The sequence below is a fragment of the Parvimonas oralis genome, from assembly GCF_047608425.1.
GTDB lineage: Bacteria > Bacillota > Clostridia > Tissierellales > Peptoniphilaceae > Parvimonas.
On record NZ_JBLKRS010000002.1, the window covers coordinates 88100 to 103393 of the forward strand.

Genomic DNA, 15294 nt, shown 5'->3' on the forward strand with positions numbered 1-15294 from the left:
TCTCTAAATTCATACGGTATCGTGTTTTTTTGAAATTGTTCTAAAAATTATAGCAATACAAAATAAGCTTGTGTTAATTTATATAAATAAAAAACACCGCCTTGATATTATGGATTAAATCCATTTTATTGAGTACGATATGTAATATGTAAAGTAGAATATCTTTCTTTCAGAAAAAAATTAAAATCTTAATCTTTCAGTTAGACATTTTTTATGTTTATATTACATTCTAGTATAACATAATAAATTAAGACTTATATAAAAAAAGTTCAGTAACTAAATTTAATTACTGAACCTTTAAAATTATTTTTTGCTAAGATTTTTAAGACCGAATTCATAACCTGTTTTAGTGTCTAAAATGACATTATCATTGATAATTTCAAGTCTTTGTTCTTCTAAATTTTCTGCTCTTATATATCTTTTATCTCCAATTTTTACAATGCTTGGATTATCATAAAATCCACCCATGATTTTTGGACCTTCTCCTTTATATTCAAATTCCTCATTCATAGGTAATTCAAAGCTTATGAAAGAATAATCTTCAGTCTTCTTAACTATTTCAACAGTTCCGCCCTTAGGTCCTTCATATACATTACCATAATACTTTTCCATTTCTTTATCTGGAACTCTATCATAATGAGTAAATTCGAATCCAGTATAGTTATCTACAATTACATTCTCTGAAACTATTTCAAATCTATCATCTGGTAAGCCTTCGGCAGTTAAAAATTCTTTACCACCTTTTCTTACTACTTTAGGATAATCAAAATCTCCACCTGATATACGTTCTGCTACATTATCTTTAAAAACTGCATTTTCAGATAATCTAAAGGATAAAACGGAATATAATTTACTCTTTTTAAGTACAGTAATTCCTGAATCAACAGCTCCATATCTTTTCCCATAAAGTTGATCTACTTTATTGCTCTTTGAACCGCAAGACGATAACAACAAAGTTGATACCAAAAACATGAACAAAATTTTTATTTTTTTCATAAAATCACTCCTTTTTTGCTTTTTAAAATAATTATAGTTGTAGAAAATCTATAAAAATAACAACTGTATTTGTTCTATCCATATTAGCAATCTATATAATAAGATTTTAATATAATTTTTAACCAAATCAAACACATTCGCTATACACTATAAATATATCACTTTACTCAAATTAAGTCAAGTATTTTATGAAAAAAAACACTTTTTATCATATTTTTATTTTTGTTGAAAAAATAATATTTTTATGTTAAAATATTATGGTAATTTTTACAAAGAATTAAATTTAGAAGAAAAGTGTTTTGCTTGGCACCCACTTTAAAAATCAAGTGCTGGGGCACATTTGCCCTTTTTTTGTTGAACAAAGCACTCCAAAAAAGGAGGAAATATGAACGTTAAAAAAATTACAAGACAGGGAATGGTAGCGGCAATTTATGTTGTATTGACTATTCTTTCAGAAACTTTTGGATTGGGCTATGGAAGTTTACAATTTAGACTTTCAGAAACTTTAGCAATTTTACCATTTTTTAATCCGGAATACACAATTGGTGTAACATTAGGTTGCTTTTTGGCAAATATTGCTAGTACAGTAGGAATTATTGATATGGTGGTTGGAACTTTGGCAACTTTTGTAGTTGCATTGATTATGACTAAAATCAAAAACTTCTACATAGCTTGTTTAGTACCAGTTGTAGTAGGTATGCTTCCAATAGCATTGGAAATATATTTTATGATGCCAAATCCTGTAGGTTTTTGGGCTATATTAGGAGAACTTATGTTATCTGAAGCTTTAGTTATCTATGCAGTAGGAGTACCTGTTTTTTATATTTTATGTAAAAACAAAGCTTTTACAAAAGCTCTTGAATTTAAAAGAGATATAAAATAAATGTAAAAATTGGTGTGTTTATTCATACCAATTTTTTTGTTGCTTTTTAGATAATCAAATAATAAATAAAATATTTACACCCCTTTTCAAATTTATTAAAATGTGGTAAACTTTGACTATAATTTTATTTTAAGAAGGAGAAATATTATGTGGTTATTAGATATAATCAAAGTTATAATTTTAGGTATTGTTGAAGGAATTACCGAATGGCTACCTGTTAGCAGTACAGGTCATATGATTTTGGTTGATGAATTTTTACAATTAAATCAGTCAGCTGAATTTAAGGAGATGTTTTTAGTTGTTATACAACTTGGAGCTATTCTTGCAGTAGTAATTATGTTTTTTAATAAGTTAAATCCTTTTTCAAAAAAGAAAACTAAGGAACAACAAAAAGATACGATTAATATGTGGTTAAAGGTTATTGTCGGAGTTATTCCTGCAGGAGTTTTGGGAGTGCTTTTTGATAAGACTTTGGAAAAATATTTTTATAATTTTCCAACAGTTGCATTTACCTTAGTTTTATATGGTATTTTATTTATAGTTGTTGAAAATAATCCGAAATTTAAAAAACAAAATATAAAAAGATTTGAAGATTTAAGTTACACATTGGCTTTCTATGTAGGATGTTTTCAAGTTTTAAGTTTAATTCCGGGGACTTCTAGATCCGGAGCTACTATAATTGGAGCTTTAATTCTTGGACTTTCAAGAAGTTTAGCGGCAGAATTTTCATTCTTTATGTCAATTCCGGTTATGTTTGGTGCAAGTTTATTAAAACTTAGAAAATTTGGGTTTGCATTTAGTTTTTTCCAATTTTTCATTTTAATACTTGGAATGTTTGTAGCATTTGTAGTTTCTATTTTAGCAATAAAAATGTTGATGAGATATATTAAAAAGCATGACTTCAAAGTTTTCGGATACTACAGAATCGTTCTTGGTGTAATTTTAATTTTATATTATATTTTACATTAAAAATATCTTTAAATAAAAAAATTAAAAAGTTAAATAGAAAAATTAATCTATTTGACTTTTTTTGTTATATTTGATAAACTGAATTAACATAATAAAGGAGATGATATCTATGAAAAAAAGATTTCTAATTATGGCTCTTACAATCTGTCTTTGTACTACTTTTGTTTCTTGCAAGAAAAGACCGATACCGGAAGAAAAACCAAAAGATAATACTCAAATAGATGTTAAAGAGAAAAAGATTAAAGAAAACATTGAAGAGGACGAAAAAGATAAAAAGCCTGATGAAAATAAAGATGAAAAAAAAGAAAAAGGTTTGAAATTTACAGTTAAGGATACTGGAGGAAATGGGGTTAAAAAAGTTTCAGAGAAAAATTCTAAAGTGCCATTTGATATCTATACTGTTGGTATGGAATTTACAATAGAATTAGATGGTACTTCATACAATATTAAAGATGCTATCTCAAAAGGAATTTTGGATGAAGATAAATTAATTCAAAAGCTAAAAAATGATAGGGAAAATGGAAACTCTACCAGTGAAATGTACAAAGATGGGGGGACAATAATATATAGATATAAAGATTATTCAATAGTTAAGTACAATTCAATTGATGGTGATGAAGATATGTATATCACTAGAGAAAAAGATTTAGATTCATTAGAAAATGTATTAAATAATAATAGATAAAATATAAATGCCAACAGATTAAAATTTGTTGGCTTTTTTAAGGATGTGAATAATAATGTGTAAAGAATGTTATGTAAATAAAAATAGGGTAACTCCACTATTAAATCCTATAGATTGTTTGGAAAATCATACTCAATATATCTGTGGAACTTGTGGAAGATGTATTTGTATTGAACACGATAAAAAGAGAGGATTACAACGTTGGAATTTTCCTTTTAAATCTTTGGAAATTGCAAAATTATATTTGAGAACAGCTGATTATACGACAAAAAAACCATGTGGTATTTATGAGATTTTAAGTGAAAATGGAAGACTTTCTTATAAGATTTTTGAAGATGAAAAGTGTTTAAAAGATTATTTAAAAAGAAATAAAGGAAAAACTTGTGAAAGTTTGAAGCCTGTTTTTATGGTTGAAGAATACCAAGAATATGAAAATACAGAGGTTAGAAAATTAACACTTGATGAAATGAAAAGATATATGTCGGAAAGATAAAGTTTTAAGTCATAAGACTTTGAAAAAATAGACTCAACATATCCGTCTACATTAAATGTATCTATGATACATTTAGTTTTGCTTGTAAACAAGCAAAACTATGAGATCTCCACAGTCGATTGTATCCAAATCAAAGATTTGGACAATCTTTGCGTCAGACCTACTTTTGTTTACAAGTAAACAAAGTTAGGGCTAGATTCGTTTTGCTTCGCTCCGGTCGAGATGACGTATAAGGGGAAAAACTACTTTTAATAGTTTAACGTGAAAGGTAAAATGTAAAAAGTAGTAAAAAAATTGTCTAAAAAGTAAAAAAGTTTCACGTCATAGTAATTTGTAAAGCAATGCTCCTAACACGTCATTTCGACCGAAACGAAGCTTTGCTGAGTGTAGTGGAGAAATCTCATTTGATTATTTATTTGTAAACAATCAAAATAAGGTCTGACGGAGTAATTGTATTATTTGATACAATTTTGTTAGAAATCTTCTAAAGCTCCTATAGTATTAAAAAAATCTTTATATTGAAAAATGCTCTTTAAGACTGAAATTTATACAAAAAAATCGCAGATTTTCGTCTGCGATCTTATTTAAAAACATTTTTTATTACTTAATCAGCTATTATTAAACCGTAATTTCCATCTTTTCTCTTATATAATACATTTGTTTTATAATCTTTTGCATTTTTAAAAATGAAAAAGTCATGGTTTAAAAGTTCTATCTGTAAAATAGCTTCTTCTTCAGACATCGTAGCTACATCGAATTTTTTAACTCTAACAATTTTTGATTCTTCTTCTTCCAAAGGTTCAGCAATTTTTTCAAATCTTATAGTTTCTAAAGCTTGATATTTCTTTTGTAGTTTAGTTTTGTTTTTTCTTATTTGTCTTTCAAGATTATCCAAAACGATGTCTATTGAAGTATACATATCGTTTGTGCTTTCTTCTGCTCTAAGTATTGTGCTATTTGGTAAATAAATTGTAGCTTCAAAAATCTTATCGTTTTTAACTGCACTGTAAGTAACTTTACCTTCAATGTCTTTAGAGAAAAATTTATCCAATTTTTCAAACTTTTTAGCAGTGATTTCTTTTAAAGCATTTGTAACTTCAATGTTTTTACCTATAAATTGTAATTTCATACCAATACCTCCCTAACATTTTTTATATTTGCATTAAAAATGCAAATATAATGTTACTTATATTATACCATATTTTTCCGTTAAATACCTAAATTGAAACTAAAATTTTTATTTTTATATTATTTTATGTTATACTTAATTAGTATTTATTTTAAAAGGAGATATTATGAAAAGAGATACTGTACTTATAACTGGCTCATCAAGGGGCATTGGTTCTGCAATTGCAAAGGCTTTGGCAAAAGAAAATTATAATATAGTTATAAATTATAAAGAAAACGAAATAGAGGCAAAAAAAGTTTTTGAAGAAATAAAAACATATAATCCGAATGTCTTAATGATAAAAGCGGATATAAGAAAGACTACCGAAGTTGAAAATATGTTTAATGAAATAGAAAAAAATTTTGAAAATGTAGATATTCTAATAAATAATGCAGGGATTGCAAGTGTGAGATTTTTTCAAGATATTATAGAAGAGGAATGGGAAGATATTTTTAATGTAAATGTGCATGGATCATATCGTTGCATAAAAAGGGCGATTCCTTCAATGATTAATAATAGATATGGGAAAATAATTGGAATAAGTTCAATATGGGGAGTTACAGGGGGAGCGCTTGAGGCACATTATTCAGCTACTAAAGGAGCGATTATTTCTATGAATAAGGCTCTTGCAAAGGAGTTAGGGTATTCTGGAATAACTGTAAATACAGTTGCACCCGGTGGAGTTGATACTGATATGTTAAAGGATGTTCCAAAGGAAAGTATTGAGGCTTATTGCTCTGAATTTCCTTTACAAAGACTTGCAAAACCTGAAGAGATTGCAGATGTGGTAAAATTTTTGATTTCCAAAGAAGCCTCTTATATAACAGGACATGTTTTAAATGTAAATGGGGGAGCTTTTATTTAAAAAATACTGAAAAAAACATAAAAAAGCTATTTACAAAAGTTTAAAAAAGTTGTATAATCTATGCGTGGCTATAAATTATCGCGGCAAATAATTTATGGGGAGTATGAAAATATGGCAAAAATGATGGGACCTAGATTTAAACAATCAAGAAGACTAGGCTTAAATGTATGCGGACACCCAAAAGCTAACAAAAGAATGGGTAAAGGTCTTGCAAGAAACGACAAAAAATTAACAGAATATGGTTTACAATTACTTGAAAAGCAAAGATTAAGAGCTTACTATGGAGTAATGGAAAAACAATTCAGAACTTATGTAGAAAAAGCACTTAGACAAAAAGAACATATAACAGGGGATGCTCTTGTTATGATGTTAGAAACAAGATTAGATAACCTTGTTTACAGAATGGGATTTGCTTCTTCAATCAGACAAGCTAGACAAATGGTAGTTCATGGACATATGCTTGTTAATGGTAAAAAAGTTGATATACCTTCATACGCAGTACAAGTTGGAGATGAAATCACTTTAAGAGAAAAATCACAAAAAGTTGAAATGTTCAAAGAAAACTTTGAATCTACATTCTTAGGAGTTGTTCCTTACATTGAAAAGAAAGAAGGACTAAAAGCAACTTTATTAAGAATGCCTGAAAGAAACGAAGTTCCTATTGAAATTCAAGACTCATTAGTAGTAGAATTCTACTCAAGATTAATTTAGCAAAACAAAGCACGATTTATCGTGCTTTTTTGTGTTGTTTATTTAATTATGGCTAGATTGAAATATAAAATTTCTCTATTAAGTTGTAGTTGATGGTTTAATGATTAGTATAGATTTTTTGAAAAGGAATAAAGGTGAAATATATGTCAAAAAAAGATTCAGAATTTCAAGTAAAAATTATGTCTTTTCTGTTTCGAGGAAAAGAAATATTTAAACCTTTAAATACGGGTTTTATTGATGAAAGAGTAAGCTGTATTAGAGAATATGTAGCTAATATTTACTTTTATACAAAAGATGGTTATACTATTATGATTGATGCGGGATATAATTATGATAGACTTGAGGAAAAGATGAGTTGGCTTGATATCAGTCCGAAAGATATAAAAGAGATTTTAATTACTCATCAAGATACAGACCATGTTGGAGCTGTTGAAAGAGGTAGTGATGGATTATTTAGTGAATCAACAATATATATCGGAAGAATTGAAAATGAGTATTTAGAGGGTCGTAAAAGTCGTAAAGTCTTTTGGGGGTTACATAAATTACCTCAAGTGCATATTGATAACAAAAAAGTTTTGATTGATGATGGTGAAGTTTTTTATATCGGAAATATTAAGATAGAAGCTTTTCTTGTACCGGGGCATACTTGGGGACATCTTGTATATTTGATTGATGATGCTTATTTATTTACCGGAGATACGATTTGGTTTGGAGCAGATGGCGGTTATGCATTTTTAAATACTCTTGCAGAAGATAGAAAGTTGCAAACAAAATCATTGAAAAGATTGGAAGAAATTCTTAGAAAAAGAAATCTTAAGTTAAAAATTATTACAGGACATACCGGTTGGACTGATGATATAGACTTTACTTTTGCTCATACGGATGAGATTTGTAATTCATTAAGGAGAAAACCGAAAGTTCATGATCCTAAAGCACCTTATGACGGCTTTGATGAAAGTTGGGATACAGAAGAAAATTCAAAAAAGGGATTCCTAGATAAATGTTAAAATTTAAAATTTTTTATAAAAAAGGTGATGTTATATTTTAACATCACCTTTTGTCTTAAATTATTAATTTTTTATTATTTCTTTTTAATAAATAATGCTATTACAAATGCTATAAAACTTGGAATTATCCAGTTAAAACCTATATCACTTAATGGTAAAATAGTTATAAATTTTAAAATTCCCAATTGTTCATAAAGCACTTGAATAAAACTTATTGTAACTGCTGTAAAAGCAGGTAATTTAAAGATTAAATCATTTTTAATTTTATCTTTAAAGAATGCAAGTATAATTAAAACTATTGTTGGTGGATAAACAACGGCAAGTATTGGAGCACCGATTTTTACTATTCCACTAACTCCGATTATTGCAGCTGCAGTTCCAAATAGACAAATACAAAGTATAAAAGTAGAATATTTAATTTTTCCTTTTGTAATATTTACCAAATATTCTCCTGATGCTGATGTAAGTCCTATTGAAGTTGTTAAACAAGCAAGGAATGATGCTAAACCTAGAGCCACCTTTCCGGCATTTCCTAAAAGATTTTGTGTTACATTTACAATTATTTGAGATTGTTCAACATCTAGTCCATATTTTGCAGAAACAGTTGCTCCAAGATATGTAAGACCGCCATAGATTAATCCTAAAGTAGTACAAGCGATAAGACCTGATTTAAACAACATTTTTACTTGTTGTTTTGGTTCGCTGTAACCTTTATTTTTTAATGTCAATAATAAAACTGATCCTACTGCTAAAGATACAAAACAGTCCATTGTTTGATAACCGTCAATTAATCCTTTTCCTAATACACTATTTATTTTAGCGGTTTCTGCAGGAGCTCCAAGTGGAGAAATTATTCCTTTAACAATTATTACAACTAATGCAAGAATTAAAAAAGGAGTTAAAAATTTTCCGATAATATCTACAACCTTTGATGGTCTTACAGTTAAAAAGTAAGTTAGCGAATAGAATATTATAGCTACTGCTGTTATAGTAAAAGTATTATGAAATCCCAATATAGGTTTGATTCCCATTTCATAAGCTGTTGCACCCGTTCTTGGAATTACAAGAAGCGGTCCAACACACATAATAACCATAAAACTCAAAACTAAAGCAGGTTTCTTTCCTATAGGGCTAAAAAATTTCATTATATCACATTCATAATATGTAACAGCCATTAAAGCTACAAGAGCAAGACCGACAGCGGTAACTGTAAAACCTAAAAATGTGATAAACCAAGAGCTACCTGAAAGAACTCCCAAATATGGGGGAAAAATCAAATTTCCTGCTCCAAAAAACATTGCAAAAAGTGCAAAACCAAATGTTAACATATCAATTGTGCTATTCTTTTTGTTCATTACATTCCCTCTCCTTAAAAATAAAAAAATCAAAATATCAAAACTAAGAAAAATTGTATTTTGTCTAAACATATTTTACAAGAAATTCATAAAAAACTCAATAGTAAAAACGGTTTTTTATAAAGAAATTTTATGTATATTATATATTTTTTATAAAAATTAAAGAAAAATATTATATTTTACAGCATAACAGTTTAATACAATATCACTAGACAAACAAAAAAAGTATGGTATAATTAAATTGGTAGGGCTGTTTTATGTAAATAATTTTGTAGGAGGATTATTATGAAAATAAAAAGATTTATAATATTTAGCTTTTTCTCCATATTGGTATTATGGTCTTTTAGTATAAATAAATCCGTAGCTAAAGATGTTCAAGATGAAATTCAGGATAAAGAGAATACATTTTCCAAAGAAGTGGATTTTGCTTCAGACGCCATTTACAAATTTTATAAAAATCAAGATTTGGGTGAAAAGAATAATTTAGAGTTCTATTTTTCAAAAGATGTCCTAAAACTTATGAATTATAAAATTAAGTATAATGATTTAAAGAATAAAGAATTGGATAATTATTACTATAGATACGAAGTTACGGTAAAACCTGTAGATGTTGAAAAGTGGAAGCAAGATGGAAATATCTTTAACTTTAATTTGCAGGTTATAACTGAATTTGCTTATTCTAAATCTGATGAAATTAGCGGAAATTCTGTAGTACTTGAGCTTACTGTTACCAGAGATAAAAAAGGTAATTTAAAAATTACAAGATGCTATCAAAGCATTCATTCCGAAGTTGATGAAGCAAAATTTTATGATATGCTTTCCAAAAACGAAGATGTTGACAAATGGCTTGATGAAAATTTTGAAGAAGCAAAGGAGTATATAAAAAAATCAAGAAATAGTTGGGAAGCGGATTTTTATAGAATTATAGCTATTTGTGATTAATAAAGATTTAATTTGTAATAAATTTTTAAGGTAAATTTAAGATATTTGTATTAAAATCGGGATTAAGATGATTCATTATCATTTTATCTCGATTTTTTGATAATTTAATTAATATTTTTTATTAATTTAGTGAAAAATTTTTTAAAATATGGTAGAATAAATATTGTAGGAGAAAACATTTTTGGAGGTATGATATGAAAAGAAATGAAGTTGATAAAAGTTTAACTTGGAATTTGAGTGATCTTTTTAAAACAGAAGAAGATTACAAAAAGGCTCTTAAGGAAATTGTTGAAAAAACAGATGAACTTGTAAAGATTTATGAAGGAAAACTTGACTGTTATTGTACTATTAACAGTTGTTTGGAAGATTTAAAACCTATTTATGTATTGATTGATTTAACTGCAAATTATGCAAGTTTGGATTATGAAACAGATTTAGGTGGAAAAGAACAATTTGAAAGAATGGTAGATTTTGAAAATACCATTGCTCCGGTTTATGCCAAACTTAGCTTTGTAGAAACTGAAATCTTAGCAAATGATAAAAGAATTATAGAAAAGGCTATGAAAGAAAATTCTGAAAATAGAAGATTTTTAGAAAAACTTTTAGACAGAAAAGATCATACTTTATCAAAAGAAGTTGAAAGCACACTCTCAGCTTTATCAGGAAGTTTTGAAACCCCTTATAGAGTATATCAACAATCAAAAATGCAAGATTTATCTTTTGAAGATGTTGAAGTAAATGGTGTAAAAACTCCAATGACTTACAATATTTTTGAAGGATGTTTTGAAGTTGATTCAAATACTGAATTTAGAAGAGAGGCTTTTAAAAAATTCTACAAGACTTTAGCAAAATATGAAAATACATTTGCAAGTGCATATTATAGCAATGTTCAACAAGATAAGGCAATGTCTAAAGTTAGAAAATACGACAGTGTTTTTGATTATCTTTTAGCTTCACAAGAAGTTACAATGGATATGTATAATAGACAATGTGATGTTATTATGGAAAAACTTGCACCACATATTAGAAAATATGCAAGACTTTTAAAGAGAGTAAATAAATTAGATAAAATGACTTTTTCAGATATGAAAATGCCTTTAGATTCTGAATTCCAAAAAGTTTACAGTATTGATGAATGTAAAAATATGGTAATTGATGGATTATCAGTTTTAGGAAATGATTACAAATCTTATTTGGAAAAAGCTTTTGATAATAGATATATAGACTATGTTGATAATGAAGGAAAGGCCTCAGGTGCTTTCTGTGCAAGTCCATATAAAGTGCATCCTTATGTACTTTTAACTTGGTCAGGAAATATGTCCGACATCCTTACAGTTGCTCATGAACTTGGACATGGTGGACATTTCTCACTTTGTCACCAAAATCAAAATATTTTAAATGTTGATTGTTCAACTTATTTTGTAGAAGCACCTTCAACAACAAATGAATTGATTATGGCTCATTATTTACTTGAAAATGCAAAGACTGATAGGGAAAGAAGATGGATTATTTCAGAAATAATTTCAAAAACATATTATCATAATTTCGTAACACATTTCTTAGAAGCATATTATCAAAGAGAAGTTTATAAAATTATAGATAAAGGTGGAGCTGTTGATGCCGAAACTTTAAATACACTTTTTAAAGAAACTATGGAAAAATTCTTTGGTGAAGATGTTGAACTTGCAGATGGAGTTGAAAGAACATGGATGAGACAACCTCATTACTATATGGGACTTTATTCATATACTTACAGTGCAGGTTTAACAATCGGAACACAAATGTGTCTAAATATTTTAAAGGATAATTCAAAGGCTGCACAATGGATTGAAGTATTAAAAGCCGGTGGAAGTAAAAATCCGGTAGATCTTGCAAAAATGGCAGATGTTGATGTTACGACAGATGCACCGCTTCTTAATACAATTGAGTATATCGGAAGTCTAATTGACGAAATGGAAAGATTAACTGATAAGATAGAACAAGAATAAAAATGTATTTTAAATTTAATATATATTTGTATTTGTTAATAATTAATTGATAAGTATTGAAAAAAATATATAAAGGAGATATAATATAATTGCGTATGGTTAGATTTTGTGCTTGAGTTTTAGCAAGCATTGATATAAATGTTGCCAAGAAGTGACATTTCTTTAAAATTATTTATTAAAAGGCGTTTAAAATATTTATTACGTCATAATGAGTAACCATACGCATTTTTTGTTTTGATATGAATAATTATAAAGAAGAGAGAAAAAATTTATCTAAATTAATACATATTAGAAATAAAGTATTAAGTAATATTCTCTATAATCAAAAAATAGAAAATTCTTATAAAGAATTTAGAATTCTTAAAAAGAATGGTAAATATAGAATAATACAAGCACCAGAAAAAAATTTAAAGTATATTCAGAGAAAATTAGGAAAATTTTTGAATGAAACTCATAATAAGTACATAGAAGATAAGGGAATAAAACTAAATATTTCTCATGGATTTGTAAAAGGGAAAAATATATTTTCTAATGCAAAAATACATAGAAATAAAAGGTATGTATTAAATGTTGATATATTAGATTTTTTTCCATCTTTCCATTTCGGAAGGGTAAGAGGATATTTTGAAAAAAATAAAGAATTTAAATTTTCAAACGAAATGGCTACATTAACAGCTCAATTGACATGTTATAATGGCAAATTGCCACAAGGAGCACCAACTTCTCCAATTATTTCAAATTTAATATTTAATATTGTTGATATTAGAATATTGAATTTAGCAAAAAAATATAAATTAGATTATACAAGATATGTAGATGATATGAGTTTTTCAACTAATGAAAAAAATTTTATATTTACATATAAGGAATTTATAGAAAAGCTTATAGATATTTTAGAAAAAAGTGGATTTAAAATTAATCAAAATAAGACAAGACTTGAGTACTTTTCTTCGCGTCAAGAAGTTACAGGATTAACGGTAAATAAAAAATTAAATGCAAATAAATCTTTTATAAAAAAAACAAGAGCAATGGCAAATGAATTATATAAAACAGGAGAGTTTTCTATTAATGGAAAAAAGGGAACTTTAAATCAGTTAGAAGGACGATTTGCTTTTATAAATCAAATAGACAAAGAAAATAATAAGATAGTATATGAGTTGGAAAATTTAAAAAAAGGCAAAGACAAAGAAAACTATAAAGATAAAGATAAAGACAAAAACAAATACAAAAATGCACATAAAAACAAAGATAAAGAGGAAGAAAAAGATAAAGATAAAGAAAAATTAAAGTCTAATAAAAAATATATTTCTGGACTTAATACTAGAGAAAAACAGTATCAAAAATTTTTATTCTATAAGTATTTTTTTAATCCTTCAAAGCCTACTATTGTAACTGAAGGAAAAACAGATATAGTTCATATTAAAGCGGCATTAAAGAAATACTATAAAGATTATCCAAAGCTTATTTCACTAAAAGAAGATGGAAGTTTTGATTTTAAAATTAGATTTTTAAGAAAGACTAAAAGATTAAAGTATTTTTTGGGAATAGTTGAAGATGGAGCAGATGCTATGAAAAATATTTATAATTTCTACACAGGAAATTGTCAGTGTAGAAATTTTTGTGAATTTTTTGAAAATGTTACAATGGATAGAGAATCACTAAATAAAAAACCTGTATTTCTTTTGTTTGATAACGAACAGAATAATAGTGATTATCCGTTGAGAAAATTTCTAAATCACATTAATTCTCAAAAACAAAAAAAGAATAACAAAACTAAAGTTGTTAATCAAAATCTCATTAATTTAAAGAATGAAATAATAAAAAATATAATATCTAATTTATATATACAGAGTGTACCACTTATAGATGGAATGAAACAATGTGAAATAGAAGATTTATATGATTCAAAAGTAAGAAGTGTTGTTATAGGTGGAAAAACATTTAATAAAAATGATAAATATAATACAAAAACTGAATATGGGAAACATGAGTTTTCTTTATATATTATTAGAAACTATGAAAAAATAGATTTCAGTAATTTCAAACCTATATTGGATAGCATAAATAATATTTGTTAAATTATAATAAATTAATAATGATTTACAAAAGATACTGATTTTATTCAGTATCTTTTTTTGCACAAAAATAGGAGCTTAAAGCTCCTTAAATACTTATATAAGAAAATTTATATATAAAAATGTTGTAAGTATTGATGCAAAAACAGTAAGTACCATATTTCTAGTTATATACGAAACTACTGAAGCAACTGCAATTGTAACCGTAAACATTAATTTGTTGGCTGACTCTGCAACCAAGACTTCTCTTAAAATTAGTACCGACATGGAAGTATAGGGTACAATTTTAAAGAAAGTCATTAGTTTCTTATTAAAAGTTTTTCCCTTAAGAAAGAATAGTGGAAGAACTTTTGGAATTATTGTTACAGCTGCGGCGATTAATGTGCCGACTATATAATAGTAATATTTGTCCATAATTTCTCCTTATTCTTTTATTTCTTCTTTATCTTCTAAAGTTTCATCTCCAATTAAGAATATACCTACTATTGAAGAAAGTATTATTGAAAAAACTATATCCCAACCTAGAGGAAACATTTTTGTATAATAGATAATAGAGTATATTATTGCTGTCACGATGACAACTCTTACAGTTACTAAATGTTTTTTCACATTCGGTACTAATAGTGCTACGAAAAGTCCAAGAAGACCGACACTGAAAGCAACCTTTAAATTTTGTGGTAAAAAATCTCCCAAAAAGTAACCCACTATTGTGAAAATTCCCCAAATAAAATAAGGTGGAATTTGCACACCAAGTGTAAAAGCTGTATTTACTTTGTCTTTATTAAATGAAAGTATAGAAAAACTTTCATCTGTTAGTAACCATCCTACAATAGGGAACGCTTTATGATTTACCTTATCTACTGTTGCTCCAAGAGTAGCAGACATAAGGAATAGTCTTGTGTTTAATAAAAATACGGAAACTGCAATTCCGAAAAGCGGAACACTTGATGTCAAAAAACCTACCAACATAAATTGGGCAGCACCCGAATATAAAACAAAAGAACTTAAAAAAGCATGTAACAAACCTAGTGAATTAGTATTACATAGAATTCCCAAAGTAATTGCTGATGGGATATAACCTATCCATATAGGTATTGAATGTCGAACACCTGAAATAAAATTGTTCTTTGTCGATTTCATATTTTCCCCCATAAACA

General features: G+C 27.3%; 15 protein-coding genes. 10 read left to right on the forward strand and 5 right to left on the reverse strand.

The genetic code is table 11. The annotated features are described in order from the left end of the window. Positions 1–303 precede the first annotated feature (303 nt). Positions 304–996, reverse strand: coding sequence for a hypothetical protein (locus ACMX2D_RS03895; RefSeq protein WP_414972777.1), 693 nt, complete (start codon positions 994–996; stop codon positions 304–306). A gap of 385 nt (positions 997–1381) precedes the next feature. Between ACMX2D_RS03895 and ACMX2D_RS03900 the strand changes: the two genes are divergently transcribed. The 4 genes from ACMX2D_RS03900 (at position 1382) to ACMX2D_RS03915 (ending at position 4026) form a co-directional block, all read left to right on the forward strand. Continuing rightward, complete coding sequence (locus ACMX2D_RS03900; protein ID WP_269755305.1) at positions 1382–1879, forward strand: QueT transporter family protein; 498 nt, start codon at positions 1382–1384, stop codon at positions 1877–1879. A 147-nt stretch (positions 1880–2026) separates the two neighbouring features. Continuing rightward, positions 2027–2848 carry an undecaprenyl-diphosphate phosphatase gene (locus ACMX2D_RS03905; protein ID WP_414972778.1) on the forward strand — a complete coding sequence of 274 codons (822 nt, stop codon included), beginning with the start codon at positions 2027–2029 and terminating at the stop codon, positions 2846–2848. A gap of 109 nt (positions 2849–2957) precedes the next feature. After that, positions 2958–3533, forward strand: coding sequence for a hypothetical protein (locus ACMX2D_RS03910; protein WP_414972779.1), 576 nt, complete (start codon positions 2958–2960; stop codon positions 3531–3533). 55 nt (positions 3534–3588) lie between these two features. Continuing rightward, positions 3589–4026, forward strand: a complete 438-nt coding sequence (locus tag ACMX2D_RS03915; RefSeq protein ID WP_414972780.1) for a hypothetical protein — start codon at positions 3589–3591, stop codon at positions 4024–4026. 604 nt (positions 4027–4630) lie between these two features. Here the strand turns inward: ACMX2D_RS03915 and hpf are convergent. After that, a complete protein-coding gene (gene hpf / locus ACMX2D_RS03920; RefSeq protein WP_004832713.1) occupies positions 4631–5155 on the reverse strand; it encodes a ribosome hibernation-promoting factor, HPF/YfiA family in 525 nt (174 codons plus the stop codon). 166 nt (positions 5156–5321) lie between these two features. Here hpf and ymfI point away from each other — a divergent pair, with 166 nt between their 5' ends. The 3 genes from ymfI (at position 5322) to ACMX2D_RS03935 (ending at position 7777) form a co-directional block, all read left to right on the forward strand. Continuing rightward, positions 5322–6059 carry an elongation factor P 5-aminopentanone reductase gene (ymfI, locus tag ACMX2D_RS03925; RefSeq protein WP_414972781.1) on the forward strand — a complete coding sequence of 246 codons (738 nt, stop codon included), beginning with the start codon at positions 5322–5324 and terminating at the stop codon, positions 6057–6059. Positions 6060–6170: 111 nt separating this feature from the next. Then, positions 6171–6770 (forward strand): 30S ribosomal protein S4, encoded by a 600-nt coding sequence (gene rpsD / locus ACMX2D_RS03930; protein ID WP_150263297.1) that lies wholly within the window; start codon positions 6171–6173, stop codon positions 6768–6770. 143 nt (positions 6771–6913) lie between these two features. Continuing rightward, positions 6914–7777, forward strand: a complete 864-nt coding sequence (locus ACMX2D_RS03935) for an MBL fold metallo-hydrolase (RefSeq protein ID WP_414972782.1) — start codon at positions 6914–6916, stop codon at positions 7775–7777. 74 nt (positions 7778–7851) lie between these two features. On the opposite strand, the gene brnQ is transcribed toward ACMX2D_RS03935, so the two are convergent. Further along, complete coding sequence (gene brnQ, locus ACMX2D_RS03940; protein ID WP_414972783.1) at positions 7852–9132, reverse strand: branched-chain amino acid transport system II carrier protein; 1281 nt, start codon at positions 9130–9132, stop codon at positions 7852–7854. A gap of 285 nt (positions 9133–9417) precedes the next feature. Between brnQ and ACMX2D_RS03945 the strand changes: the two genes are divergently transcribed. From ACMX2D_RS03945 to ACMX2D_RS03955, 3 genes are all read left to right on the forward strand, one after another. Further along, positions 9418–10074, forward strand: a complete 657-nt coding sequence (locus ACMX2D_RS03945) for a hypothetical protein (protein ID WP_414972784.1) — start codon at positions 9418–9420, stop codon at positions 10072–10074. Between the two features lie 194 nt (positions 10075–10268). Then, positions 10269–12062, forward strand: a complete 1794-nt coding sequence (gene pepF, locus ACMX2D_RS03950) for an oligoendopeptidase F (protein ID WP_414972785.1) — start codon at positions 10269–10271, stop codon at positions 12060–12062. A 239-nt stretch (positions 12063–12301) separates the two neighbouring features. Next, the gene (locus ACMX2D_RS03955; protein ID WP_414971428.1) at positions 12302–14140 is read left to right on the forward strand and encodes a retron Ec67 family RNA-directed DNA polymerase/endonuclease; all 1839 of its coding nucleotides are present in this window, start codon (positions 12302–12304) and stop codon (positions 14138–14140) included. 93 nt (positions 14141–14233) lie between these two features. On the opposite strand, the gene ACMX2D_RS03960 is transcribed toward ACMX2D_RS03955, so the two are convergent. After that, a complete protein-coding gene (locus ACMX2D_RS03960; protein ID WP_414971430.1) occupies positions 14234–14551 on the reverse strand; it encodes an AzlD domain-containing protein in 318 nt (105 codons plus the stop codon). Positions 14552–14560: 9 nt separating this feature from the next. Further along, a complete protein-coding gene (locus tag ACMX2D_RS03965; protein WP_414971431.1) occupies positions 14561–15277 on the reverse strand; it encodes an AzlC family ABC transporter permease in 717 nt (238 codons plus the stop codon). Positions 15278–15294: the final 17 nt, after the last annotated feature.

Excerpts from the sequence above, each read along its gene's own strand:
- ACMX2D_RS03895 (WP_414972777.1), bottom strand. The coding sequence starts at position 996 with ATGAAAAAAATAAAAATTTTGTTCATGTTTTTGGTATCAACTTTGTTG.
- ACMX2D_RS03900 (WP_269755305.1), top strand. The coding sequence starts at position 1,382 with ATGAACGTTAAAAAAATTACAAGACAGGGAATGGTAGCGGCAATTTAT.
- ACMX2D_RS03905 (WP_414972778.1), top strand. The coding sequence starts at position 2,027 with ATGTGGTTATTAGATATAATCAAAGTTATAATTTTAGGTATTGTTGAA.
- ACMX2D_RS03910 (WP_414972779.1), top strand. The coding sequence starts at position 2,958 with ATGAAAAAAAGATTTCTAATTATGGCTCTTACAATCTGTCTTTGTACT.
- ACMX2D_RS03915 (WP_414972780.1), top strand. The coding sequence starts at position 3,589 with ATGTGTAAAGAATGTTATGTAAATAAAAATAGGGTAACTCCACTATTA.
- hpf (WP_004832713.1), bottom strand. The coding sequence starts at position 5,155 with ATGAAATTACAATTTATAGGTAAAAACATTGAAGTTACAAATGCTTTA.
- ymfI (WP_414972781.1), top strand. The coding sequence starts at position 5,322 with ATGAAAAGAGATACTGTACTTATAACTGGCTCATCAAGGGGCATTGGT.
- rpsD (WP_150263297.1), top strand. The coding sequence starts at position 6,171 with ATGGCAAAAATGATGGGACCTAGATTTAAACAATCAAGAAGACTAGGC.
- ACMX2D_RS03935 (WP_414972782.1), top strand. The coding sequence starts at position 6,914 with ATGTCAAAAAAAGATTCAGAATTTCAAGTAAAAATTATGTCTTTTCTG.
- brnQ (WP_414972783.1), bottom strand. The coding sequence starts at position 9,132 with ATGAACAAAAAGAATAGCACAATTGATATGTTAACATTTGGTTTTGCA.
- ACMX2D_RS03945 (WP_414972784.1), top strand. The coding sequence starts at position 9,418 with ATGAAAATAAAAAGATTTATAATATTTAGCTTTTTCTCCATATTGGTA.
- pepF (WP_414972785.1), top strand. The coding sequence starts at position 10,269 with ATGAAAAGAAATGAAGTTGATAAAAGTTTAACTTGGAATTTGAGTGAT.
- ACMX2D_RS03955 (WP_414971428.1), top strand. The coding sequence starts at position 12,302 with ATGAATAATTATAAAGAAGAGAGAAAAAATTTATCTAAATTAATACAT.
- ACMX2D_RS03960 (WP_414971430.1), bottom strand. The coding sequence starts at position 14,551 with ATGGACAAATATTACTATTATATAGTCGGCACATTAATCGCCGCAGCT.
- ACMX2D_RS03965 (WP_414971431.1), bottom strand. The coding sequence starts at position 15,277 with ATGAAATCGACAAAGAACAATTTTATTTCAGGTGTTCGACATTCAATA.